Annotated in this window: 20 protein-coding genes and 1 pseudogene; 14 read left to right on the top strand and 7 right to left on the bottom strand. The window is 36.1% G+C overall.

Translation table 11 applies throughout. From position 1 onward, the window contains the following. Positions 1–4: 4 nt before the first annotated feature. Positions 5–907 carry an HD-GYP domain-containing protein gene (locus V5290_RS01515; RefSeq protein WP_333381012.1) on the top strand — a complete coding sequence of 301 codons (903 nt, stop codon included), beginning with the start codon at positions 5–7 and terminating at the stop codon, positions 905–907. A 164-nt stretch (positions 908–1071) separates the two neighbouring features. On the opposite strand, the gene V5290_RS01510 is transcribed toward V5290_RS01515, so the two are convergent. The 3 genes from V5290_RS01510 to V5290_RS01500 are packed head-to-tail and all read right to left on the bottom strand — an operon-like array spanning position 1072 to position 2312. Beyond that, a complete protein-coding gene (locus V5290_RS01510; protein WP_333381010.1) occupies positions 1072–1524 on the bottom strand; it encodes a YeeE/YedE family protein in 453 nt (150 codons plus the stop codon). 15 nt (positions 1525–1539) lie between these two features. Next, entirely contained in the window at positions 1540–1938 is a 399-nt protein-coding gene (locus V5290_RS01505; protein ID WP_333381008.1) for a YeeE/YedE family protein, read from the bottom strand. Between the two features lie 59 nt (positions 1939–1997). Next, positions 1998–2312 (bottom strand): metalloregulator ArsR/SmtB family transcription factor, encoded by a 315-nt coding sequence (locus V5290_RS01500; protein ID WP_333381006.1) that lies wholly within the window; start codon positions 2310–2312, stop codon positions 1998–2000. Between the two features lie 362 nt (positions 2313–2674). On the opposite strand from V5290_RS01500, the pseudogene V5290_RS01495 reads away from it, so the two are divergent. Then, positions 2675–4339 (top strand): annotated as a pseudogene (locus tag V5290_RS01495) (FAD-dependent oxidoreductase). Between the two features lie 63 nt (positions 4340–4402). Here V5290_RS01495 and V5290_RS01490 read toward each other — a convergent pair. Beyond that, the gene (locus tag V5290_RS01490) at positions 4403–4654 is read right to left on the bottom strand and encodes a DUF2999 family protein (protein ID WP_333381004.1); all 252 of its coding nucleotides are present in this window, start codon (positions 4652–4654) and stop codon (positions 4403–4405) included. 455 nt (positions 4655–5109) lie between these two features. On the opposite strand from V5290_RS01490, the gene V5290_RS01485 reads away from it, so the two are divergent. The 5 genes from V5290_RS01485 to V5290_RS01465 all read left to right on the top strand — a co-directional run bounded on the left by V5290_RS01485 (position 5110) and on the right by V5290_RS01465 (position 9037). Continuing rightward, entirely contained in the window at positions 5110–6312 is a 1203-nt protein-coding gene (locus tag V5290_RS01485) for an EAL and HDOD domain-containing protein (protein WP_333381002.1), read from the top strand. A 212-nt stretch (positions 6313–6524) separates the two neighbouring features. Further along, positions 6525–7100 (top strand): YceI family protein, encoded by a 576-nt coding sequence (locus V5290_RS01480; protein WP_333381000.1) that lies wholly within the window; start codon positions 6525–6527, stop codon positions 7098–7100. A gap of 156 nt (positions 7101–7256) precedes the next feature. Then, the gene (locus V5290_RS01475; RefSeq protein WP_333380998.1) at positions 7257–7787 is read left to right on the top strand and encodes a redoxin domain-containing protein; all 531 of its coding nucleotides are present in this window, start codon (positions 7257–7259) and stop codon (positions 7785–7787) included. 170 nt (positions 7788–7957) lie between these two features. Then, on the top strand, positions 7958–8605 hold the full coding sequence (locus V5290_RS01470; RefSeq protein WP_333380996.1) for a LysE family translocator: 648 nt from the start codon (positions 7958–7960) through the stop codon (positions 8603–8605). Positions 8606–8635: 30 nt separating this feature from the next. Next, positions 8636–9037 (top strand): NUDIX domain-containing protein, encoded by a 402-nt coding sequence (locus V5290_RS01465; RefSeq protein WP_333380994.1) that lies wholly within the window; start codon positions 8636–8638, stop codon positions 9035–9037. Between the two features lie 123 nt (positions 9038–9160). Here the strand turns inward: V5290_RS01465 and V5290_RS01460 are convergent, their stop codons facing one another. Continuing rightward, a complete protein-coding gene (locus tag V5290_RS01460) occupies positions 9161–10357 on the bottom strand; it encodes an MFS transporter (protein WP_333380992.1) in 1197 nt (398 codons plus the stop codon). Positions 10358–10623: 266 nt separating this feature from the next. On the opposite strand from V5290_RS01460, the gene V5290_RS01455 reads away from it, so the two are divergent. Further along, positions 10624–11076, top strand: a complete 453-nt coding sequence (locus tag V5290_RS01455) for a hypothetical protein (protein ID WP_333380990.1) — start codon at positions 10624–10626, stop codon at positions 11074–11076. A 66-nt stretch (positions 11077–11142) separates the two neighbouring features. Here the strand turns inward: V5290_RS01455 and V5290_RS01450 are convergent, their stop codons facing one another. Further along, the gene (locus V5290_RS01450) at positions 11143–11529 is read right to left on the bottom strand and encodes a PaaI family thioesterase (RefSeq protein ID WP_333380988.1); all 387 of its coding nucleotides are present in this window, start codon (positions 11527–11529) and stop codon (positions 11143–11145) included. Positions 11530–11942: 413 nt separating this feature from the next. Between V5290_RS01450 and V5290_RS01445 the strand changes: the two genes are divergently transcribed. Then, entirely contained in the window at positions 11943–12896 is a 954-nt protein-coding gene (locus V5290_RS01445) for a sensor domain-containing diguanylate cyclase (protein ID WP_333380986.1), read from the top strand. Between the two features lie 85 nt (positions 12897–12981). Here the strand turns inward: V5290_RS01445 and V5290_RS01440 are convergent, their stop codons facing one another. Next, the gene (locus V5290_RS01440) at positions 12982–13587 is read right to left on the bottom strand and encodes a phosphoribosyltransferase (RefSeq protein ID WP_333380984.1); all 606 of its coding nucleotides are present in this window, start codon (positions 13585–13587) and stop codon (positions 12982–12984) included. 115 nt (positions 13588–13702) lie between these two features. Here V5290_RS01440 and V5290_RS01435 point away from each other — a divergent pair, with 115 nt between their 5' ends. The 5 genes from V5290_RS01435 to V5290_RS01415 all read left to right on the top strand — a co-directional run bounded on the left by V5290_RS01435 (position 13703) and on the right by V5290_RS01415 (position 22880). Beyond that, positions 13703–14278, top strand: a complete 576-nt coding sequence (locus tag V5290_RS01435) for a phosphoribosyltransferase (protein ID WP_333380982.1) — start codon at positions 13703–13705, stop codon at positions 14276–14278. A 301-nt stretch (positions 14279–14579) separates the two neighbouring features. Continuing rightward, entirely contained in the window at positions 14580–16205 is a 1626-nt protein-coding gene (locus tag V5290_RS01430) for a methyl-accepting chemotaxis protein (protein ID WP_333380980.1), read from the top strand. Positions 16206–16800: 595 nt separating this feature from the next. Beyond that, positions 16801–18450: a bifunctional UDP-sugar hydrolase/5'-nucleotidase UshA gene (gene ushA / locus V5290_RS01425; protein ID WP_333380978.1), complete on the top strand. Its 1650-nt coding sequence runs from the start codon at positions 16801–16803 to the stop codon at positions 18448–18450. 164 nt (positions 18451–18614) lie between these two features. Next, a complete protein-coding gene (locus tag V5290_RS01420) occupies positions 18615–19694 on the top strand; it encodes a porin (RefSeq protein ID WP_333380977.1) in 1080 nt (359 codons plus the stop codon). Positions 19695–19742: 48 nt separating this feature from the next. Then, complete coding sequence (locus V5290_RS01415; protein ID WP_333380975.1) at positions 19743–22880, top strand: ExeM/NucH family extracellular endonuclease; 3138 nt, start codon at positions 19743–19745, stop codon at positions 22878–22880. Positions 22881–22886: the final 6 nt, after the last annotated feature.

Here is a 22886-nt window from a genome sequence, read left to right as displayed (position 1 = left end):
ATTTATGTCTGTTAAAAATAGTATTGATACTAGTGTTAATTCACTCGTTAATAAACTTGATTTCACTTTCTCTTCACTTGAGCCATACCATCATGCACTGAATATGTTAAAAGCCGAGAATGCTGCATTACAATCTCAGTTATTTCGATATGCTGAAGATTTTCAAAAACTTTTAGGTGATCGGGACTTAGCCGAAGAAAATGAAAATGAAAAGAATGCTGCTTACAAACAATTAGAGAGATTCAATCAAGATTTTATGGTTTTGTTAGAGCAAAAAGAAAAATCTTACCGTGCTTTAGAATCATCACATTTAGATACTATTAGACGATTAGCAACGGCGGCTGAATTCAAAGATGATGATACCGGGGTACATATTATAAGGATGAGTCGATTTTCTGCCATGATTGCTGATGCTTATGGGCAAAGCGAGGAGTATTGTAATTTACTTGAGCAGGCTAGCCCGATGCATGATATTGGTAAAATTGGAGTACCAGATAGTATATTGAAAAAAGCTGGGCAGTTAACACCAGATGAGTGGATTTTTATGCGGAAACATCCTGAGTATGGCGCAAATATATTAGGAGGCTCTGATGTCCCTGTATTACAAATGGCAGAAGAGGTAGCACTTGCACACCATGAAAAATACGACGGTTCAGGTTATCCATTACAGCTCAAAGGGAAGGAGATCCCGTTAAGCGGACGCATTGTTGCTTTAGCTGATTTTTTTGATGCCTTAACTATGGACAGATGTTATCGACCCGCTTTTTCAGATACAAAGGCATTAGCAATGGTTGAAGAAGGTAAGGGGACTCATTTTGATCCGAAAGTGGTTGATGCATTTTTCTCTGTAAGCGATAAAATAATTGAAGAGCGAGAAAGAATTAATGAGGCCAACAAAGCAAGTTAAAAATATCATATTTAAAGGAGTGCTCTAGAGGATATTGACGAACGAATATTGATACTTGATAGTCTCAATCGTGCTTATTTAATCCCCGGGAGGTTATTGATTATATGTGATCATGAGTAATTACTTTAACTGATTCATGATATTAGCATTGGCTGCAGGTTTGGCTACTGATCGAAAATTTGATTCTGAAAGTTTATTGTTATTTTTTTAAACACTCTATCTACTAGTAACATGCCTATCGACATGCTTATGATAAAAAGTAATAAATATAAAGACCCGCTACCTATACTGGTTAATGCTGGGCCTGGACATAAGCCTACTAATCCCCAACCGATACCAAATAACATCGCACCTATTACAAGTTTACTATCAATATTTGTATTTCTTGAGAAGCTTATTTTATCGCCATTCAACGCAAAGTTTCGTTGTTTAATGAATAAATGGTAGCAAGGCGCAAAGACCAGTAACGCACCTAATATAACAAAGGCTAAACTTGGATCCCATTGTCTCGTGACATCTAAAAAGCCAATCACTTTGGTTGGTTCAATCATGTTGGAAATTATCATTCCCATACCAAATAGAAGGCCTGAAATTAATGCAGACAGTAATTTAAGCATTGGCAACTCTCTCTATTAACGGAACAATACAACAACAATGGCGCTACTAACAAATATGCAGGTAGCTAAAACAGATCGTCTTGATAGGCGTGCAATACCTATAATACCGTGTCCACTTGTACAGCCATTTCCAAGTCTTGTACCTATACCCACTAATAAACCCGCTATGATATATAAAGCGATAGAAGGGGAAGTTAACGTAGAGGATGCATTAGGTGAAAAAATAAAGAAACTGAGCACCATGCCGCCAATAAAAAGTAGACGCCATAAAAAGTCTTTTTTACGAGGTCGCAAAAGACCGCTAAAAATACCACTTATACCTGCTATCTTGCCTGCAAACAGCAATAGAATGACTGCTGAGGCTCCTAGTAATGCACCACCTGCTAGCGCAGACCAGGGAGTGAAATTATCCATAACTGACCTCTATCTTTTGTTTTAGTAATAGATAGCAGCGAGTCATCGGTTAGTGGCTGTTATTCTGAGACTAATGTAGGACAAAAAGCTTGTTGCATAGCCTTAAGTATAATATTGACTCTGTCGTCAGCTAACGAATAAAACACTGCTTGTGCTTCTTTTCGAATGCTTACCAATTTATTTTTCCTTAACACGCTTAAATGTTGTGAAAAGGCTGATTGGCTTAATTTTGTATGTTCACGCAGCTCAGCTACACCCATTTCGCCCTCAGAGAGCAAACATAAAACAACCATACGGTCTTTGTGAGCCATTACCTTCAGTAATTCACTGGCTTCACCGGCATTTTCATGAATCATTGCTAATTTGTCTTGCATATAATCTCCTTATGATTACTAGGAGTATCTTATATTAATCACACTCACTAAGTGATCTATTTACTCGTTAAAATCACTTATCTGCTTTGTTTATCTTGCATGGCATAGCGGTATATTTACCTAGCCCCAGTAAATCAAAACCTATTTCGTTCATTTAGGTAATAGCTCACTTATCAATATTAGTATCATAACAGCCTAATTTAGATTGATCTACATTAATAAATTCTAAATTAGATTTTTATTAATTAGATTTATCTAATTTAAGGCGGTAGTATTTTATCTTAATTATGCATTGGTCGCCATTTTATGACCTAAATACTGTTTAGCTACGTCGTAAAATGACATTTATTTTCGGAGGTTTTATGTCTAAAAAAATATTAATTGTGGGTGGGGTTGCTGGTGGAGCGTCGGCTGCGGCGAGAGCACGTCGTTTAGATGAGCAAGCTGACATTATTGTTTTGGAACGCGGTGCTTATATTTCATTTGCCAATTGTGGGTTGCCGTACCACATTGGAGGAGAAATAACCTCGCGTGATGCATTAATTCTACAAACACCGCAAATTTTCAAAAGTAGATTTAATGTTGATATTCGTGTGCAACATGAAGTGGTATCTATAGATAAACAGGCTAAAACAATCACAGTTAAGGATTTGGTTGCTGAGATTGAATATGAAGAGTCCTATGATGCGCTTATATTAAGTCCAGGTGCGAGTCCTTTTATACCAAATATTGATGGGGTCGATAATCATTTAACTCATCGTTTACGTACTTTACCAGATATGGATGCGATTATGACTTCTATAGATACCCATAAACCACAGCATGCAACAGTATGTGGTGGTGGCTTTATTGGGTTAGAGGTAGTAGAAGCCATGCGTCATCGAGGTATAAAGGTAACTTTAGTGGAGTTTGCACCTCAGGTGATGAGCCCTGTAGATATCGAAATGGCAAATATGTTACATAATGAGTTAATCGAACACGATGTTACTTTGGTATTAGGAAAAGCGCTGCAACAAGTGAAACCTTGCAATAATAAGGATACTTCATTAACTCTAGTGTTAAATGATCTGACTGAATTAACCACAAACTTGTTAATTATGGCGGTTGGCGTTAAACCTGAAACATCATTAGCCGTTAATGCTGGCCTTACTATTGGTGCTTTAGGTGGCGTACAAGTAGATGAATTTATGCGCACCAGTGATCCATCAATATTTGCTGTTGGCGATGCGGTAGAAACTCCTGAGTATGTCACTGGAGATGCAATCCTCGCACCATTAGCTGGTCCTGCAAACCGACAAGGGCGATTAGCGGCGAATGTTATATTTGGTGCAAAGGAAAAATACTCAAAAACACAAGCCACGGCTATTTGTAAAGTGTTTGATCTCGCTGTAGCAAGTACCGGCTTAAATGAAAAAACGTTACAGAAAAAAGATATTCCTTATCAGAAAATTTATGTGCATGCTGCAAATCATGCTGGGTATTACCCAGGCGCACATCCGGTATCCTTGAAGTTATTATTTTCACCTGAGAAAGGAGAAATATTAGGTGCGCAAGCGGTCGGAAAAGCGGGCGTTGATAAACGAATTGATGTTATCTCTGTAGCACAGCGCGCTGGTATGACGGTATTTGATTTACAAGATCTTGAGTTATGTTACGCACCGCCATTTGGTTCCGCACGCGATGTGGTGAACTAAGCTGGGTTGGTTGCTTCTAATGTGATTAAGGGGGAAGAGCATATTTTTCACAGTGATTTTCTTACTTCGTTATCCGAACAACATGTTTTAGTTGATGTGCGCGGAGAAGGTGAAGTCGTTAATAGTGGTATGTTACCAAATGCGATTAATATTCCATTGGATCAATTACGTCAATCTTTAACTCAGTTACCTCAGGACAAGGAAATACTGGTGTATTGTCAAGTAGGTTTACGAGGTCATGTAGCTAGTCGTTTGTTGACTAACCTAGGTTATAAGGTGAGGAACTTAAGCGGTGGTTATAAAACTTATTTATTAGCAAATCAGGCTATCTAATTATCAATGTCAAATAGATATGTTCAAACATTGAGTTAAGTGATTAACTCAATGTTTATTCATTTATTGTTTCAATTTATCTTTTGCTGCTTCAACTTTAGAAAAATCTAATCCCAGCTCATCTGTCGCTTCTTTAATCAATTCTGGTTTTGCCATAATTGTGGCCATCAATTGCTTTAATTGTTCAGGTGGAATGCCAAGTTGTTGTACCAAACCTAGTGCCATCATTGGATTATCAGTAAGTGCTTCAAACAATGAAGTTATTTTTTGATCGCTAACATTGTGTTCTTTGAGGATAGCTAAAATTGGGTTCATAGGAGATCTTCTCTATTTTGTGAATCTAATACAGACTAGATAACAGCCAGCTAGGCTATTAACAGGCTAAATGTAATAAGTAAGCTATTATTCAACGAGTGAAATTACTTTACCAGTTATTTTACTATTTAATAACATACTATGTTTTTCTAGGTGTAAAAAAGTAAAACGTTGAAATGTGTAAATTGAACCTTGATGCTTAAGAAGCGAAGCTGAAAACTTTGTATTTTTAGGAAGACTTTCGAGGATCTCATTTATTGGTTTTATATTGATGTTTTCACTTTCAATTATCTTCTATTTAAATTTTTAGTGATATAGTTTATTAAAAATATATTATTCTTGTTAAATATCAATTATTAGCATATTTATTACTAGCATACTTAGCTACAAGGAAAATCTCAGCTAAGCTGATAGTTAGTTAGCTAAGGAAATGGTCAATTTATTATGGGTGGGATATGTCTTCTTATGTAGCTCGACAACCAATTGTCGATAGAAATAAAGAAACGATTGCTTTTGAATTATTGTATCGCGATGGTGAAGAGAATTCTTTTCCTGATGTGAGTGCAGATTATGCAACTAAGAGTATATTGGTTAATCAAATCCTGGTTCATCAAAAACGGATTCTTGATGACAAAACGGGGTTTGTAAATTTTGGTTATGATAGTCTTTTAGAGCGCTTACCTTTTGATTTCCCTCACAAAAACTATGTTATTGAAATTTTAGAAAACTGCCCGCCTAGTGAAGAGTTATTTAATATTGTTGTTGAGCTCAAACAGAAAGGTTATTCTGTTGCTTTAGATGACTTTGTGCCCAGTAAAGAATGGCGTCGCTTTTATCCTTATATTGATATTATTAAGTTCGATATTACTACTTACCCGTTAGCTAAAGCCTCTGAATACCTAAAAAAACTGTCGATTTATGATATTAAGTTTTTGGCTGAAAAAGTTGAAACTTACGATGAGTTTAATCAAGCTAAAGCGTCTGGTTTTGAACTGTTTCAAGGTTATTTCTTTAGTAAACCTGAAATAATTCAAAGCAGAATATTAGATTCAACTGTTAGTTCAAAAATTCAGTTATCAGTGGCTATTTCTCAAGAAGAATTAGACCTTACTTTAATAGAAAATATTATTGCGAGTAACCCCGGGTTATCATTTAAACTCTTAAATTTCGTTAATGAATATTCAATGTTGAGGTCTCCGATAAAATCGTTACAACAAGCATTGGTATACCTTGGTGAAGACAGAGTTCGTAAATTTATTACCTTTGCTGTGATTAAAACATTGAATTCGGATAAGCCGTCCATTTTAAGCAACATGTCACTGCAACGAGCAAAATTTTTCGAAATGTTATTATCATCAATAGGTTTAGACCACAAAAAAGAATTAGGTTATTTATGCGGGATGTTATCGATTATTGATGCACTATTGGATGCTGACATGGAAGCTATTTTAACTCCACTTAATATTAACCAAGAAATTAAAGATGCTCTATTAGGGAAAGAGGGCGTGCTAAATAACCTTGTAAAATTAGCTGAGGCGGTAGAAATATCTGATTGGACTAAAGTCGATCAATTAACCAAAGTTCTGGGGATTACTGAATCACAAGTTATTAACTCTTCTGTTGAATCTACTCTTTGGGCTGATGAAATTTCAGCTTAATCTTCATACCGGTTATGAGTATTTAGTAATCGGTATTACCAAATTTCTTTAACTGATTGATTAAATGTTCATCTTTGATATTGTTATTAGCCTTTATTGTAAGCCTTATTGTCAACTATCCACCGTAAATATGGAATGATTGTACTTAACATGATGTTAAGACGATGGTATTTGTAGGTTTTTTAATTTAACTAAAATTAATGGAGATTTTCATGAAAGTGCTATCACGACTTGCATTATTTCTGGCTTTTTTATCACCGAATGTTTGGGCACAATGGGATTTATCTAATGAGGAGTCTCAGCTCAATTTTGTAACTGTAAAAAGCTTGAAAATAGGTGAAGTTCATCGCTTTGAACAATTAACTGGTTCGATTAGTGATACAGGACAAGTTAATTTAAGCATTAACTTAGATAGCGTTGAAACGAATATTGGTATTCGAAATGATAGAATTAAAAAAGAGTTATTCGAAACTGATAGCTTTTTACAGGCAACAGCTAGTGGCTTTATCGATGTAAATAAACTTGGCCGTTTGGATGTAGGAGACACCTATACAGAGTCGGTACAGCTTACATTGTCTTTCCATGGTATTGCTCATAAGGTCATTAATGATGTACGAGTAACTAAACTTAACAGTAATAAGTTACTAGTCACATCATTAATGCCAATAGTTATTAATGCAAGTAACTACGGTTTGACTGCTGGGGTTGAAAAGCTAAGAGCATTAGCTGGGCTACCTTCAATTAGTGATGCAGTTCCCGTTACTTTTAGTTTAATTTTCAATCCTTAACACGACTATATCAATGATTAGATCCATTAGTTTGAGTCGTTAACTCATAGTAAAGGATTATTAGTAACCGATAATATTTAACTAAGTTGAATCTTATCGATATTACCTAAAATATATAAATTCACTTATCTTCACTATTTAAAGGAGTCATTTAAGATGCATTCATCATTAACAGCTGGTTCATTATTTCCTAAACTGATGGTTACTGACCTAGAAGAAAGTACGATTGAATTAGGAAAAATTTCTGCTAACGCAGACTGGAAAATGGTTGTTGTTTATCGCGGTAAGCACTGCCCATTATGTACAAAATATCTGAATTTATTAGAAACTTATAAAGAGAAGATAGAGGCTAATGGCGTTGAAATTGTTGCTGTATCTGCGGATAGTAAAGAGCAGTTGCAAGAACACTTATCAGCATTAGAGGTGTCTTTTCCTCTTTATTATGGTCTAACGATAGAGCAGATGCAGTCGTTGGGTTTGTATATTTCAAATCCACGTTCAGAAAAAGAAACTGATCACCAATTTGCAGAGCCTGGATTATTTGTTATTAACGATAAAGGGCAAGTACAAGTGATCGATATTTCTAATGGCCCACTAGCCCGCCCTGAAATCGGTATATTAGCTGCTGGATTAGAATTTATTAAATCACCTGAAAATAATTATCCTATTCGCGGTACTTACCAATAAATATTAACCGTTTTAGGCATATTTTTTAAGCCGTGCCTAAAACGGTAAGTTATCCCAGCAATAGCTCATCTATTTTACGTTTTGATTTAACTGCTTTTGCAATAAAAATTCAGATTCCACATAAATGTCATCGGTATTAATAAATACCTCTTACTTAAAAAGAGTTAAAAATGGAATTAAACATTTGGTTAGTTTATATCAGCGTAATTAGCCTATTGCTATTTAGTCCAGGTCCTTCTGCCATCTTATGTATTTCAGATGGGGTGAAATTTGGTTATAAAAAAGCAATTCCAACTATTTTAGGTGGTGCATTATCGGCATTAATTTTAATGACTATTTCTGCTATTGGGTTAGGGGCTGTACTAGCAGCTTCAGAAACTTTATTTTTAGTGATTAAATTACTGGGTGCAATTTATCTTGTGTTTTTAGGTTGGAATGCTTGGCGAGAGGGGGCAATTAAGTTTCCTGAGACTAACACTAATACTTCAGTTTCAGCTACTTATGCTGCGCATAAATTATTTAAGAAAAGCTTTATGGTGGGGATCAGCAATCCTAAAGATCTGTTATTTTTTATTGCTTTATTTCCTAGCTTTATGAATTCAGAAGCGCCTCAACTTCCACAATATATTATCCTAGCTAGTACTTGGTTTTGTCTTGAATACCTTTTTATGTCTGTTTATACCGGATTAGGCGCAAAAATGGCGCCTCTGTTCAACAATCCTCGTCCAATGCGTTGGGTAAATCGTATTCTAGGTAGTGTTTTTATTAGTTTAGGAAGTTTGTTAGCTATTTCAGCTTTATTCGGTAAAAGATTATAAAACCTTGTTTTCTTAGGTTAGGGGATACATATGCAAAAAGAAATTGATAAATTAGCTTGGTTATTAGCTGTAGACGGAAAGTTATTAGTGGCCCGTTCCCATAATAAATCTTTGTATTATTTACCGGGAGGTAAACGTGAGCTTGGTGAGTCTGATCAGCAAGCCCTCAGTCGAGAAATTAATGAAGAGTTATCGGTTAATTTGGTGAGTGATAGTATTGATTATGCAGGCACCTTTCATGCTGTAGCTGATGGTCAATGCGACTCAGTGACAGTTAAACTAACTTGTTACTTTGCAGAGTTTGAAGGCGAATTAAAAGCAAGTGCAGAAATAGCTGAAATTAAATGGTTGGCTTATCAGGATAAAGCGCTTTGTTCAGATGGAGCAATTCAAGTATTTGAATGGTTGAAGCAACAGCAAAAAATAGTCTAGACAAAACAACTCGAAAGACTGTTATCAATATTTTGATTCCCACCACTGTATTTTTTACTCAAGTGGTGGAAGTTAAAATAATAGAACTTTCAAGACAGTGTCTATCATGCTGTTTTGAGTCATTTACACATTTTCATCCAGCTTGATATCACGCCCACCTAGATACCCAAACACACCAGATAAAAGACAAGTGGTAGCGCATAACCAAAGCGTTGTTGTCCAATTTTCAAAATAAGCGTGCAACATACCTGTTAGCATTGGCCCTATGGCTGCCAAGCTATAACCTACACATTGTGCCATACCAGATAAAGAGGCTGCCTGCTGAGAGTGATTGGTGCGATAACTGATATAAGATAAGCCAAGAATAAAGATAGCACCAGACGAAAACCCTACAAAAATAGACCATATAAGCGCCAAACTAGGTAAATATAGTAAACCTAGAAAACAAACACTGCCTATCATTGCTAATGAGATTGCTAAAATACGTTGATCTTTTAACTTTGCAAGTAAAGGGATTAAAATTAGCCCAGGAGTCGCTGTCGCTAATTGAAAAGTTCCATGCAAAACACCTGCTTGCTCAGCCGAGTATCCTCCATCCATTAAAATATTTGGTAACCAAGCAATAATAATATAAGTGAAAAAAGAGTTTAGCCCTAAGCATAATGTAATTTGCCATGCTAAAGCATGGTGCCATATCTTACTATTTGATGTAGATGGTAAAATATCTTTAGTTGGCTTCGAGTGTTGTTTTAATTGTGGTAACCAAACAACAATACTGAGTAATGTCATCAATCCATAACAAGATAATGCTACTGCCCAGCCAATATCTTGGTAGGCAGCCAAGGGAATGATTAAGGCTGAGTAACTGCCGGCAAATATCCCCATTGCCAAAACATAAGCTGATGTCATTAATGCTACTTTATGCGGGAAGTCACGTTTAATTAAGCTAGGCAGTAATACGTTGCCAATCGCTATACCGACTCCAATCACGGCCGTACCAATATATAGCACATAGATAGAGTTAATAAGTCGAGAACTAAGGCCTATACCAATAAGTAATAGAGCGATAAATAATGATATTTCCAAACCTTGCTTTTTTGCTAAGTTAGCCGCAACAGGAGATGCAAGTGCAAAGGCTAATAAAGGCAAAGTTGTTAACATGCCCGCTTGGGAAGGGGAGAGATGAAAGTAGGCGATGATTTGATCTAGTACAGGACCAACTCCAGTAACAGGGCCTCTTAAGTTAGTGGCTATTAGCAAAACACCTAAGACTAATATAAAGGAAGATAAGCGAGAACGTGTTGGTGTAACTGAAGACATAACAAAAGCTCTACAATAAGAAAAGAAGAGGGATGATAACAGATAGATATAGTGGTGCGTATGGTATTAATACTTTTTATTGATTTATTTACAATGCAAATTTTAACGTAAACTTTACATGTCTTATTGTTTTCTATTGAGGTAAGATCTTCACATTTTTACTTATAGTATTTAGCAAGTGATCGTTATGACTCTTATTGTTGGATACTCGCTATTTCAATTCATACAATAATTGTTATGGCTTTATTATTTTGAATAGGAATAACATGTTAATTGTTGATTACCAAAGTAAAAGTTACTATCGCTTTTTAAGCAATATGCCGCAAATTGCGCAGCATAAAACGCGTTTTTTAATTACTTTTAACGGTGGAGATAAATCTCAACTATCTGAATTTTGTGATGCATTAACTTCAGAAACGAATAGTAATATACAAACAACCAATGTCATTGAACAAAAGTCATCAGAAGAAGTTGTTGCTAAGTTATTTTCAGAAGCACGTGACTCTCGACACATTTTAAATTTTGAGTCAGCTGACCGATTATTTGATAAAAAAACTGCCGTTAAAGCATCACATGAGCGAGATAATGGATTTGATCTAAACAATCTGTTTAAACAGATTGCAAAGCATAATGGTATTGTCGTATTGGCGCCTCAACAAAAACAAATTTTAAGTGCTTCTATGTCAACAAAAATGGATGTGATGATTCGTTTTAAGTAAATGATATACAAAGTGATAATAGTAGAAGCATATTATCACTGATATCTTTATTGATCGTAAATACTGTTATTGGGCATCTGCAATAACGGCGTAAGTGCCAGTTGCATACGCTACTAACACGTCTTTCTCATCAAACAATTCAATGGTGACAAATGCAGTTGTTTTACCTTGACGTTTAACACTTGCTGATGCCAATAAATACTTACCTAATGCAGGCTTCAGATAATTGATCTTTATTTCCATGGTGACAGCTGTAAAGCCATCATCTAAGTTAGAAACTGCAGCATACCACCCTGTATTATCCATTAATGTAGAAATTACTCCCCCATGAACAAACCCTTTATGCTGAAGATGGTAAGGTTCGATGTATAGTTCAACGTTTGCTTTACCTGGTGTAAAATCCTTTAACTTAGCACCAGTATGTTCTAAAAAAGGGAAGTGGATTTCTTTCATTAATAGTTCCTTGATAATCATTAGATGAATTCATAATGCATTGTTTGGTTGTTAACTAATGAGTCAGTTGAGATACCTTTAGTTAGCATCGATAAATTATTAATAGAACTAGTAACCTTTTCAGACACTCATCTACATTATTTAAAAAGATTGTATAATGGAAGCAGGTAATTACAAAAATTGTTGTTCAAAGAAAGTTTAGGTAAATTATCGAGAGGCTTTAAATAGTTATGATGGTATTCACTTTATCTAAGAATCGTGTAGGTTCTTAAATCCAATGACTAATATCATGTAGATGTTTAGTCTATGATAAATATTATTGTTCTAATTTATCAAAGTTAATACTTAAGTATTAATTTTTAGTTTTTTAATTGCTATAGTTTAATTGTATGATTTTTTATTTAGGATTATTTATGAAAAAGCCAGATATTCCGAGTAATGAAAAACAACGTTTAGCCACACTAAGATCTTTAGAGTTATTAGATACATTGGCAGAAGAGCGCTTTGATCGTATCACTAGGCTTGCTAAACGTTTGTTTGATGTCCCGATTGCTTTAGTGACCCTAGTCGATGAGAATCGTCAGTGGTTTAAGTCATGTATTGGGCTTGAAATAAATGAAGGTCCGCGTGAAACCTCTTTTTGTGCTCATGCTATACTAGGTGACGACGTATTGGTTATTCCTGCTGCTAGTGAAGATCTTCGATTTCATGATAATCCGTTAGTCGTTGAAGAGCCGAAAGTTGAATTTTATGCTGGTTGTCCTTTAGTAATCAATGGTTTCCGTTTAGGAACAATGTGTATTGCTGATCATCAAGCTCGTCAATTCAGTAAGGAAGATTGTGATATTTTAAAAGACCTAGCAAAAACAGTTGAGATGGAGTTGTCTGCAATGCAAATGGCGACTCATGATGATTTAACTGCTTTATTAAATCGTCGTGGTTTCCTCTCTTTAGCACAAAACTCGCTTAACTTATGTAATAGAAATGAATTCCCAGTATCTTTAGCTTATTTAGATTTAGACCAATTTAAAGCAATTAATGATAATTTTGGCCATGAAGTTGGCGATAGAGTATTAATTATTTTTGCAAAGCTCCTCACTGATACATTTCGTGCTTCGGATGTGATTGGCCGTTTAGGTGGAGATGAATTTGTCGTGTTATTTAGTAATACTGATACGGGTAATATTGAGCAGTTAATGTCAACGTTGGCAACCTCTTTGAAGGATGAACTAGAGAATAGTGAAGTTAGTTTAGAGGTATCCTTTTCATTTGGTATTACTGAGTACGAAGCAGGAAAGCATCCTAATATCCAAATTTTATTATCTGACGCAGATAGAGCAATGTATAAATGTAAGCACAACGAATAAGTATAAAAAATTAAGTGGTTAAAAGATTCAACCACATTAACTTATTTATGAATTAAGCTGCAATATCAATTGTTTAGTCAATTGTTTAGTCAATTGATTTTTGAGTGAAAAGGTTCGGTACAATAGAGGTATAAGCAAATGATTTATGTTGCTTTATCTCATCTAACGATAAGCCTTGCAGCTCATAGGGAAATACGACCCAATCATCAGTGGCGTTTATATAATAATCAGGCCCAGTAACGCCCTCAGCCAATGTTTTCTTTTTCCACACGGTCGCAATACGTACATCTTCAGGCATATTACGCTTTAATCTTGCCTTTAATTCATTGATAACGGCATCTGCATTCTTACCAGAACGATACATATCATCAACGATTAATAATTTATCTCCAGCATTCAATTTTTTAACTAAATAGGTTAGACCATGCACATGAATTGGCTGGTCTCCCTTTGCTTGTTGATGATAGCTGTCGAAACCACCATAAGATGTACGAATTGAAATATGATCAGTATGCACACCCAATGTTTGTAGACATTCTTGAACGTAAATCCCTACAGAACTGCCACCTCGCCATAATCCAACAATAAAGGTAGGTTTGAAGTCGCTAGCAATAATTTGCGTGGCTAATTGGAAAGATTCCTCGATTAAGGTGTCTTCATCTAAAAATATTTTTTCGTCGTATTTAGCCAAGAAATTACCTATTTATTATGGTATGTTTAAAGAAATTTAATCAAAAAATTAGAACATAAAGTCACTTTATATTCAATCATTAGTGGCGTTATCTTTAACTAGATTTGGAAGTCATATGGCAGAAAAACAATATTTAACCGCACAGAATTTATTAGAAGACTCTTATGCTTTAGCTCGCCAAATATTGGATAGTGACTTTAAACCTACCTTTATTGTTGCTATATGGCGTGGAGGGGCACCTATAGGGATTGCTGTTCAAGAGTTTTTAGCTGTGCATGGTATTGATTCTGATCATATAGCCATTCGCACTTCTTCTTATGCGGCAGCCATTGACCAACAGCAAAAAGAAGTAAAGGTACATGGTTTAAATTATTTGGTTAAAAACCTGGAACATGATGATCGTTTATTATTAGTGGATGATGTTTATGATACGGGGCGTTCAATTGAGGCTATTATTCAAGAGTTACAGCGTAAAACTCGTTTAAATATGCCAGAAGATGTGCGCGTAGCTGTACCTTATTTTAAACCTTCACGTAATCAAACCAATAGAGTTCCGGATTACTACCTGCATGAAACAGATGCTTGGTTAAAATACCCTCATTCTTTAGAGGGCTTATCGCCTGAAGATATTGCAGTGCAGCGTCCACGTTTATATGAAATTATTAAAGACTTTTTACCTAATGAAAAATAAGTAACGTTAGCAATATTTATAATGAAGAGCGGGCTTCCTGTACGCTCTTTTTGTTTTCCTAGATAGATCTCAATAAAGAGGCGACTATTCAACCGTTTTTAAATAAAACTATCTTCCTATGACACCTTGATTTTCAATAAACTAACTAATCTAACCTATTAAATCTAATAGAACTTTTTCTCTTTTTTATATTTTATCTCAATATAAGTAATTTTTTTATCTTTAAGTGGATTAATTGAGAGTTACACACTAGGCTCATTAATTGAATAATCCTATTTAACCCCTTATTTTGAGAAACTATATGACCATTAATTTACGGTTAGTCATTGGCTTTGGTGTTGTTATTTTAATGATGCTTGTTTTGAACTTTATTAGTATTCACCGAGTTAACTTTATTGATTCAACGATCACACAGATAACCGATGTAAACTCTGTTAAACAACGTCATGCTATCGATTTCCGAGGTAGTGTCCATGATCGCGCTATTGCGCTTCGTGATATTACGTTAGCTAGGACAGAAGTGGAGCTAAATACAGCTATTGATGATCTACAACGACTAGGTAAAAGTTATCAGCGCTCTGCGGTAGAGATGGATAAGATTATCTCGTCTGATAAAGCGACTAACAAAGAGAAAAACATTTACGAAAAAATTAAAAAAGTTGAATCTCAAGCAATGCCATTGGTGTCTCTAATCATTGAAGCTAAGCGAGCAGGTGATATGACTGAAGCTAATAATATACTGCTCAATCAGGCAAAGCCTGCTTTTGTATCTTGGCTATCTACCATTAATCAGTTTATTGATTATCAAGAATTGGCGAATCAAAATGCAACAAAGGAAGTAAGGCTTGTTGCTAGTACATTTCAAGGATGGATGCTTAGTCTAACAAGTATTGCGATTATCTTAGGGGGATTCATTGCATACCGTATTAGTTACCAAGTCAAGATGTCTGTTGGTGGAGATCCACAAGAAGCGGCAAAAGTAGTCTCTAAGATTTCTCAGGGCAATTTAGCTGGTGAGGTAAAGTCATGTTGTCCTAACAGTATGATGGCTTCTATCGGAGTCATGCAGCAGCAACTAAAATCAACAGTGAATAATATTATGGCTTCTTCTTCTGAATTATCGGAGCGAGCTACTTCAGTTGCTGCAGGTTCTTTACAAGCATTAACGGCCGCTGATAAACAAGTCGAACAGACTCATAGTGCACAACTAAGCCTAGAGTCGATGAGTCAGAGCATAGATAATGTTGTTGATACAGTGAGACAAACTGAGGACAACTCAAAGGTTACTGCAGAGTTAACACAACACGGTAAATCAGCAGTTCAGAATGTCGCGACTGAAATTGAAAACATATCCACCACGGTTAATTCTACAGTTAAACAAATCAGTGTATTACAAGATAGAACGCGAGAGATTGGTGAAATTATTAATGTAATTCGAAGTATCTCTGATCAAACAAATTTATTAGCATTAAATGCAGCAATAGAAGCTGCTCGTGCTGGTGAATCTGGCAGAGGGTTTGCTGTTGTTGCTGATGAGGTACGTCAATTAGCGATAAGAACAGGCGATGCGACTGGTGAAATTGAAGCTATGATTAACCAAGTTCAGGGAGATACAGAAGCATCTGTAGCTGCAATGGAAACAACCGTACCACAAGTTGAAAAAGGATTAACGTTAACTCATCAAGCCAATGAGTTACTAAATGATATTCAGCGCCAAGCAGATGATTCTTTAGTTAAAGTGCTTGAAGTGGTCAGTGCAACTAACCAACAGGTTGCTACTATATATGAGGTCTCTAAAGGAGTTGAAGCGATATCTGTTATGTCCAAAGAGACGAGTGACACATTACAGAACAATTTAAATCAAGCAGAATTATTAGAGACATTGTCTAAGAGCTTAAAGAAAGATACAGAATATTTCAGTGTCTAAGGTTATTTAATATGCGTAAAAGGGAAGTTATTAATTGTTAATAATCTCCCTTTTTATTTTTTATATTGTATGACTTATTACATGACTTATTGGATGAATTTAAGGCGTCCTTTTATATCGTTATCATTGAAATAAATTACCTCATTTACGACCGTTTAATTTTCAAACCCCTAATAGATATACTTTCTTAATCACAGATAATATTCTCAAAAAGCATTTAATTTCTTTCTATTTAGACTGCTAAATGTAAAATAAATATCATTTATAGGTAAATGTTTGTTTGTAGTTTAGATTTCCAAGCACCAATAAAGAGCATGAGTTGACCTTTTGGTCAGCAATGGCTTTTCCTTTAACTATTCATATAACAGAATGTTTAAACTTTCATTCTTATTGTTAATTCTATTTTTCACCAATTTGGGGCGTTAAAGCACCAAAGTTGCACTATTTTTGCATATCAATTAAGCATAGGTTGTATTGATTTTAATCAGTTTTTGTTAGATGGTTTAACTATTGATTGGGTTCATGGAGCGGTAATAACCCATTTATTAAAGCACTGAAGGTGTTAATAGTTTGTCTAATTTAAAGGATTAAATTGATGCATAAGAAACAAATTAAATACTCAAGTTTAGCGTTGTTCATGCTTGCTAGTAGCCATGGACTACAAGCAGAAAATTCTATCAAACATGACTGGGTTGCAGATCAAGAATATAAACTGACCATATTACATACCAATGATAATCATGGGCACTTTTGGCAAAATAAGTACGGCGAATATGGCATGCCTGCTAGGGCAACATTAATCAATTATATTCGTGCCGAAGTTGAAGCCGATGGTGGTTCAGTTTTATTACTTTCCGGAGGAGATGTTAACACTGGCGTACCTGAATCAGATTTACTTGATGCAAAGCCTGATTTTATTGGTATGAATATGATTGGCTATGATGCAATGGCTGTCGGAAACCATGAGTTTGATAATCCTTTAGATGTTTTAGCTCAGCAAGCAAGTTGGGCAAACTTTCCTTTTTTAGCCGCTAATATTTACAAAGATGGTCAGCGTATGTTTGACGCTTACAAAATTTTTGATAAAGACGGTCTCAAGATTGCGGTGATTGGTTTAACCACCGAAGATACCGCCAAAATCGGTAATCCAGAATTTATTCAACAAGTTAAATTTACTGATCCTAAAGTAGAAGCTAAGCAAGTGATTGCTGAGTTAAAAGCAAAGGAAAACCCTGATGTCATCATCGCTACAACTCATATGGGGCATTATCTTAACGGTGACAGTGGCAGCAATGCACCAGGGGATGTGCAATTAGCTCGTTATCTTGAGCCTGGTGACCTTGATATGGTCGTTGGAGGGCACTCCCAAGAGCCTGTTTGTATGGAAGGGCATAATCAATATGCAAAATTTAAAGCAGGTAATGACTGCACTCCAGATCGACAAAATGGTACTTATATCGTACAAGCACACGAATGGGGAAAGTACGTAGGTCGTGCCGATTATACCTTTAAAAACGGCAAGCTAACCTTGCAATCTTATAAATTGATCCCTGTGAATTTGAAGCAAAAAGTAACAGGTGAAGATGGCAAAAAAACACGTGTTTTTGTAGATCAAGAGATTGTACAAGATGAAAAAGTACTTAACACTTTAAAGCCATTCCAAGAGCAAGGGCAAGAAGCTTTAAATCTCATTATAGGCAGTAGTGATGGGCTTTTACAAGGAGAAAGAAAGGTTGTTCGTAATAACCAAACTAACCTTGGATATTTAATTGCAAGCTCGCATAAGCATCGCGTTCAAGCAGATTTTTCAATCATGAATTCAGGTGGTATAAGGTCATCTATTGAAGCTGGTGATATCTCTTATAAAGATATTTTAACGGTACAACCTTTTGCCAATACCATCACTTATGTTGATATGAGTGGGCAAGAGGTCTTGCAATATTTGAATCAAGTGGCGACCAAACAAAAAGACTCTGGAGCCTACCCTCAGTTTGCGGGCATCACAATGCAAATCAATAACATGCAGGTATCTCAAGTTTCTATTTCAGGTAAACCTCTACAAGAAAAACAACAATATCGTTTTAGTGTTCCTTCATTTAATGCTGCTGGTGGCGATGGCTACCCTGATATTACCCAGCATAAGTCCTATGTAAATACTGGATATGTAGATGCGGAAGTATTGAAGGATTATATTCAATCTCGCTCTCCAATTAAGACGGCTGCGTTTACTACCATAGATCAATAATTGCACGAAATTCCATAAGAAATGATGGAATAAAAACTAAATAATTTCTCAGTTAAACAAAACTGTCATATAGCCCTGTTACTTTCATGCGCTTTGTGACCTTTGACGCATCTATTTTTTATATGGGGTCGTCATACATTAAAACATTATATAAGGATGATGAAATGTTAAACAAAACAATGCTCAGTATTGCCGTCGCAACGGTATTGGCGAGCCCAATCACGCATGGTGCCACCATCTATGAAAAAGATAATGGTGATAATTTACAAGTTTATGGTGAAGTGGGAGTAGGTGGTCATATCGGTGCAGATTATGAGTATGGTGAGTTTTATACTGACGATGAATCATATATCGACGATAGCTTTGCAACACTGGGTATCAAAGGTGACTATGACGATGTTTATTACCGGTTAGAGCTTGATTATGAGCGCGAGAATTGGCAATACGGCTCTGGTGATATGGTACTCAATATCGACAAATTATTTATCGGTTACAAGTTTTATAAACAGCATGCAATAGAAGTGGGGCTAACCGATACCGCGTTGGATGATTACGACAAATTTGGTGACTTTACTTTTGATACGACTGTTGAAACAGGCGAGGGTGGCGACCAAGAAAATACTGTTAAATATGAAGGGGCAATTTCTAATTTCAAAATGGGGTTATCTTATTCCTACGATGGAGAAAGCTCTTCAGGCTCTGAACAAGGCGATGTGATTAATGGTTATGTGGGTTATTTCAGCGATTATGCGGATATTGTGCTTGGTGCAGAAACCAGAACAGGCTCTGAAGGTCTTTCTAAATACGGTGAGCAGATGTTGTATACCTTAGGGATGCGAGCTTATTTAACTGATGATTTATCGATTGGCCTTAATGGTTTTATTGAGTATGAAGATATTGCACAAGAATCAACATTGCAATCGATTAGTGATGACCTAGAGGAAATATATAGCTATAACGATTATCAAACTCTTGAGAATAAAGGTGCTTTAATTTCAGCACGTTACATTGCCAGTGAAAAAGTGGAGTTAACTGGATCGTTTAACTATGAAGCTTACGAAGAGTGGGATATTTATAGCCCGTATGGTGTTGCACCTGATGATGAGTACTCATGGGGGAAAGAGCGTATTTGGGGGACTTTAGGCTTTAATTTCAAACCAACTAAATCAGTCGTTTTTGCATTGGAAGCTAACTTTGGCGAAGCGGCGCAAGATGCTTATGCATATGCTCGCGTTTATTTCTAACTCGCAAAAAAGCAGTTAAATATCAAAGAATAATTTAAGGATAAAGTGATGAATAACAATTTTAAAAGGACCACACTAGCACTTGCTGTAAGTGGTATTTTTGCAGCCAATGCACATGCAGCAATAACCGATATTATTATTAGTGAGTATGTTGAGGGTTCTGGTGATAATAAGGCAATAGAATTAACCAATACCGGTACAAGCAGTTATACGTTCACTAGTAATATTGAATTACAATATAGCTCTTATGATAATCAAGTTCGCACACCTGAAGGTGATAATGTACTTGAAGGTGTTACGATTGCAGGCGGGGCAACATTAGTAATTTATAATAGTGCTGCAGACTCAGGTTTAGCTGATGCAATTGCTAGTTCGGCTTCGACTGTGATTGCTGCAAGTTATGATGAGCAATCTTATTACAGTTTAAGCTTTAATGGTGATGACCATGTGGCCATTATTGATACCGATACTAATACTACTTATGACACGATTGGTACTGATGGAACTTATTGGGGGAGTGGTCAAACTTTACGACGTCGAGCTGGAGAGGGGAGTTCAACTCCTGTTCAATCTTCATCTTATTCTTCTGCTGATTGGGAAGACTTTGGGGAAGATGTATTTGATGATCTAGGGACTGCCACTTATTCTGATTATGTAGAAGTTGTCGCTTCAACTTGTTCATTGGATACACAAACGACTATTGCTGAAATTCAAGGTTCTGATTCAGCTTCGCCTCTTATAAGCAGTGGCTTCGAGTCAACTGAAAGTTATAACGTAACTGGTATTGTCACAGCCGTTACTACTTATCCTGAAAAAGGTTTTTACCTACAAGATGTTACACCTGACGGTGATGAAATGACTTCGGACGGTATCTTCGTCAGTACTGCAAATGCAACAGAAGATATGATCGGTAATACTGTTTGTGTCACTAGTACGGTAACAGAGTCTTACTCTTTGACTCAATTAGAAACAGATGAATGGGATATTATTGATACGAGCACTTCAGTACCTGCTGCAACTGATATCGAAATGATTGCTGATGATAATAGCTCTTTTAATGCTACGTTAGAACGTTATGAAGGTATGCTAGTTAACTTACCCGAAGATATCGATATGAATACTAGTGGCAATCAAGATATGCGTGTCACTAAAACTTTCGGCTTTAATTACGACAGCTACCGCAACGATTTGATTCTTTCTTACCTCCGTCCAAATATGAACCCTACGCAAGACAATGTCGCTGGTAGTGATGAAGCGTTTGCTGCAGTGGATGAGAATGATGATTATCGTTTAATTATTGAAAGTAGTGAAAGTGCCGATGATGGAGAGATTCCATATTACCTGAACTTTAATGCTAACCCTGAAGATAACTACATTCGTATTGATGACAGTGTGGTCGGAATGGAAGGGGTGATTACGTACAGTTACGGTAACTTTAATATGGTCGTGACTAATGAATTAGTCAGTAGCAACTTTACTCACAATACAGATAGAACTTCATCACCTGATTTAAGTACAACAACAGATGATGATAGCTTTGTGATCAAAGTAGGTACACAGAATTTACTTAATTTATTTAACTCGCCATACGGCGGAGATACCAATAGCTTTGGTGATAACCGTGGTGCTGATGATGAAGATGAGTACACCAAACAGCTTGCTAAATTAGTATCTGCTATTAAAGGGTTAGATGCCGATATTGTTGGCTTAATGGAAATTGAAAATAACGGCTTCGGTAGTGATAGCGCTATTCAAGCACTGGTAGATGCCATTAATGACGAATACTACGATGAAGATCCAAAAGATGTAGATAGTGATGTATCAATTAGTAACCGTTATGTATTTGTTGGTTATGATTCAAATAACGATCTAGTGTTAGATGATTTAGATGCCTTAGGTTCTGATGCAATAAGCACGGGTCTACTATATCGCCCAACAAAAGTTAGCATTGAAAGTATGCAAGTTATTTCTATGCCTGAACAGCATGCTCCTGTGATTGTTAATGATAGTAACGTTGTTGTAAAAGATAGTAGTGGCGAAGTGTTGGAAAGTGGTGATAACTATCAACGAGAAACAATCGCTGCGACTTTCAAAATACCTAATACTGGCAAAACCTTAACCGTTGCCGTGAATCATTTTAAATCAAAAGGTTCAACATGTTGGGAAGACTGGGATGGTGTTGAGTTTGGTGATGAAAGTACCTGGACTGATGATGCACCAGATGCAGATTTACAAGGTTCTTGTGAAAACCTACGTGTTGCAGCAGCTGTTCAATTAGGTGAAGAGCTGGAAGACATTGGTGGTGACCTTGTCATTGTTGGCGATTTAAACTCTTACGGTAAAGAAGATCCATTGCTTGTATTAACAGAAAATACAACGGGTAAAGAGATTACATCTGCACGCGATACATTTATTGGCGATAAACCACAGTTTAATGTAGACGGTTCGGCTGAAACAATTACTAAAACCTATGGTTACCTCAATGCTGTTGCGCTAAAAGATGCTGATAAAGATCAGCAAAGTTGGAGTTATTCATACGATGATGAAATTGGATCATTGGATCATATATTAGTAAGTCCTTCATTAGAAACTCGCCTTATTGATGCTGTTGATTGGCATATCAATGCGGCAGAATCTGCTTTGTATGATTACAACAGTGAATATAAAGGCGATGTAGCTGATAACTTCTATGTAGATGATGAATATCGTTCATCGGATCATGACTCTGCAATTATCTCATTAAGCTATGAGTATGGTGAAGTAGGTGAAGGTGAGCCAGTTTATCTAACAATAAGTAGTAGTTCTGTCACTGTGCCTTATGTTCTCGCGGAAGGTGCATTGGTTGGTGACGTTGTGCAAATCGCTTTATCTTCTTCTGAAGATATGAGTAATGTCGTATTGCCAAACATTACTATTACAGAAGATGATCAATCATTAGTAGACATTGAAGTTTATGGCCTTGAAGCAGGTACTTATACTGCCAAAATGACTCTGACACGTGATGCAGAAGTACTTTCTGAATACACTCAATCTATGACTTTTGAGGCTGCTTCTGAAGATTCAACTTCTGCAACAATTGCACCGGCTGAAGAATACGATGGCTCTGGTGGTGGTTCGTTTGGGTTGTACAGTTTACTGTCACTTTTCGGCTTAGCATTTTTACGCCGTCAAAAATCAAAAAAATAGCAGGGA

It is taken from the genome of Psychromonas arctica (genome assembly GCF_036697365.1).
Lineage (GTDB): Bacteria > Pseudomonadota > Gammaproteobacteria > Enterobacterales > Psychromonadaceae > Psychromonas > Psychromonas arctica_A.
Note: the sequence above shows the minus strand (reverse complement) of the source record. Positions and strands in the feature narration are given on the sequence as shown.

What these genes read in the sequence shown, in the direction of transcription:
- V5290_RS01480 (WP_333381000.1), top strand. Translation starts at nt 6,525, where the DNA reads ATGAAAGTGCTATCACGACTTGCATTATTTCTGGCTTTTTTATCACCG.
- V5290_RS01455 (WP_333380990.1), top strand. Translation starts at nt 10,624, where the DNA reads ATGTTAATTGTTGATTACCAAAGTAAAAGTTACTATCGCTTTTTAAGC.
- V5290_RS01505 (WP_333381008.1), bottom strand. Translation starts at nt 1,938, where the DNA reads ATGGATAATTTCACTCCCTGGTCTGCGCTAGCAGGTGGTGCATTACTA.
- V5290_RS01510 (WP_333381010.1), bottom strand. Translation starts at nt 1,524, where the DNA reads ATGCTTAAATTACTGTCTGCATTAATTTCAGGCCTTCTATTTGGTATG.
- V5290_RS01515 (WP_333381012.1), top strand. Translation starts at nt 5, where the DNA reads ATGTCTGTTAAAAATAGTATTGATACTAGTGTTAATTCACTCGTTAAT.
- V5290_RS01475 (WP_333380998.1), top strand. Translation starts at nt 7,257, where the DNA reads ATGCATTCATCATTAACAGCTGGTTCATTATTTCCTAAACTGATGGTT.
- V5290_RS01420 (WP_333380977.1), top strand. Translation starts at nt 18,615, where the DNA reads ATGTTAAACAAAACAATGCTCAGTATTGCCGTCGCAACGGTATTGGCG.
- ushA (WP_333380978.1), top strand. Translation starts at nt 16,801, where the DNA reads ATGCATAAGAAACAAATTAAATACTCAAGTTTAGCGTTGTTCATGCTT.
- V5290_RS01450 (WP_333380988.1), bottom strand. Translation starts at nt 11,529, where the DNA reads ATGAAAGAAATCCACTTCCCTTTTTTAGAACATACTGGTGCTAAGTTA.
- V5290_RS01445 (WP_333380986.1), top strand. Translation starts at nt 11,943, where the DNA reads ATGAAAAAGCCAGATATTCCGAGTAATGAAAAACAACGTTTAGCCACA.
- V5290_RS01485 (WP_333381002.1), top strand. Translation starts at nt 5,110, where the DNA reads ATGTCTTCTTATGTAGCTCGACAACCAATTGTCGATAGAAATAAAGAA.
- V5290_RS01470 (WP_333380996.1), top strand. Translation starts at nt 7,958, where the DNA reads ATGGAATTAAACATTTGGTTAGTTTATATCAGCGTAATTAGCCTATTG.
- V5290_RS01435 (WP_333380982.1), top strand. Translation starts at nt 13,703, where the DNA reads ATGGCAGAAAAACAATATTTAACCGCACAGAATTTATTAGAAGACTCT.
- V5290_RS01465 (WP_333380994.1), top strand. Translation starts at nt 8,636, where the DNA reads ATGCAAAAAGAAATTGATAAATTAGCTTGGTTATTAGCTGTAGACGGA.
- V5290_RS01500 (WP_333381006.1), bottom strand. Translation starts at nt 2,312, where the DNA reads ATGCAAGACAAATTAGCAATGATTCATGAAAATGCCGGTGAAGCCAGT.
- V5290_RS01415 (WP_333380975.1), top strand. Translation starts at nt 19,743, where the DNA reads ATGAATAACAATTTTAAAAGGACCACACTAGCACTTGCTGTAAGTGGT.
- V5290_RS01430 (WP_333380980.1), top strand. Translation starts at nt 14,580, where the DNA reads ATGACCATTAATTTACGGTTAGTCATTGGCTTTGGTGTTGTTATTTTA.
- V5290_RS01490 (WP_333381004.1), bottom strand. Translation starts at nt 4,654, where the DNA reads ATGAACCCAATTTTAGCTATCCTCAAAGAACACAATGTTAGCGATCAA.
- V5290_RS01460 (WP_333380992.1), bottom strand. Translation starts at nt 10,357, where the DNA reads ATGTCTTCAGTTACACCAACACGTTCTCGCTTATCTTCCTTTATATTA.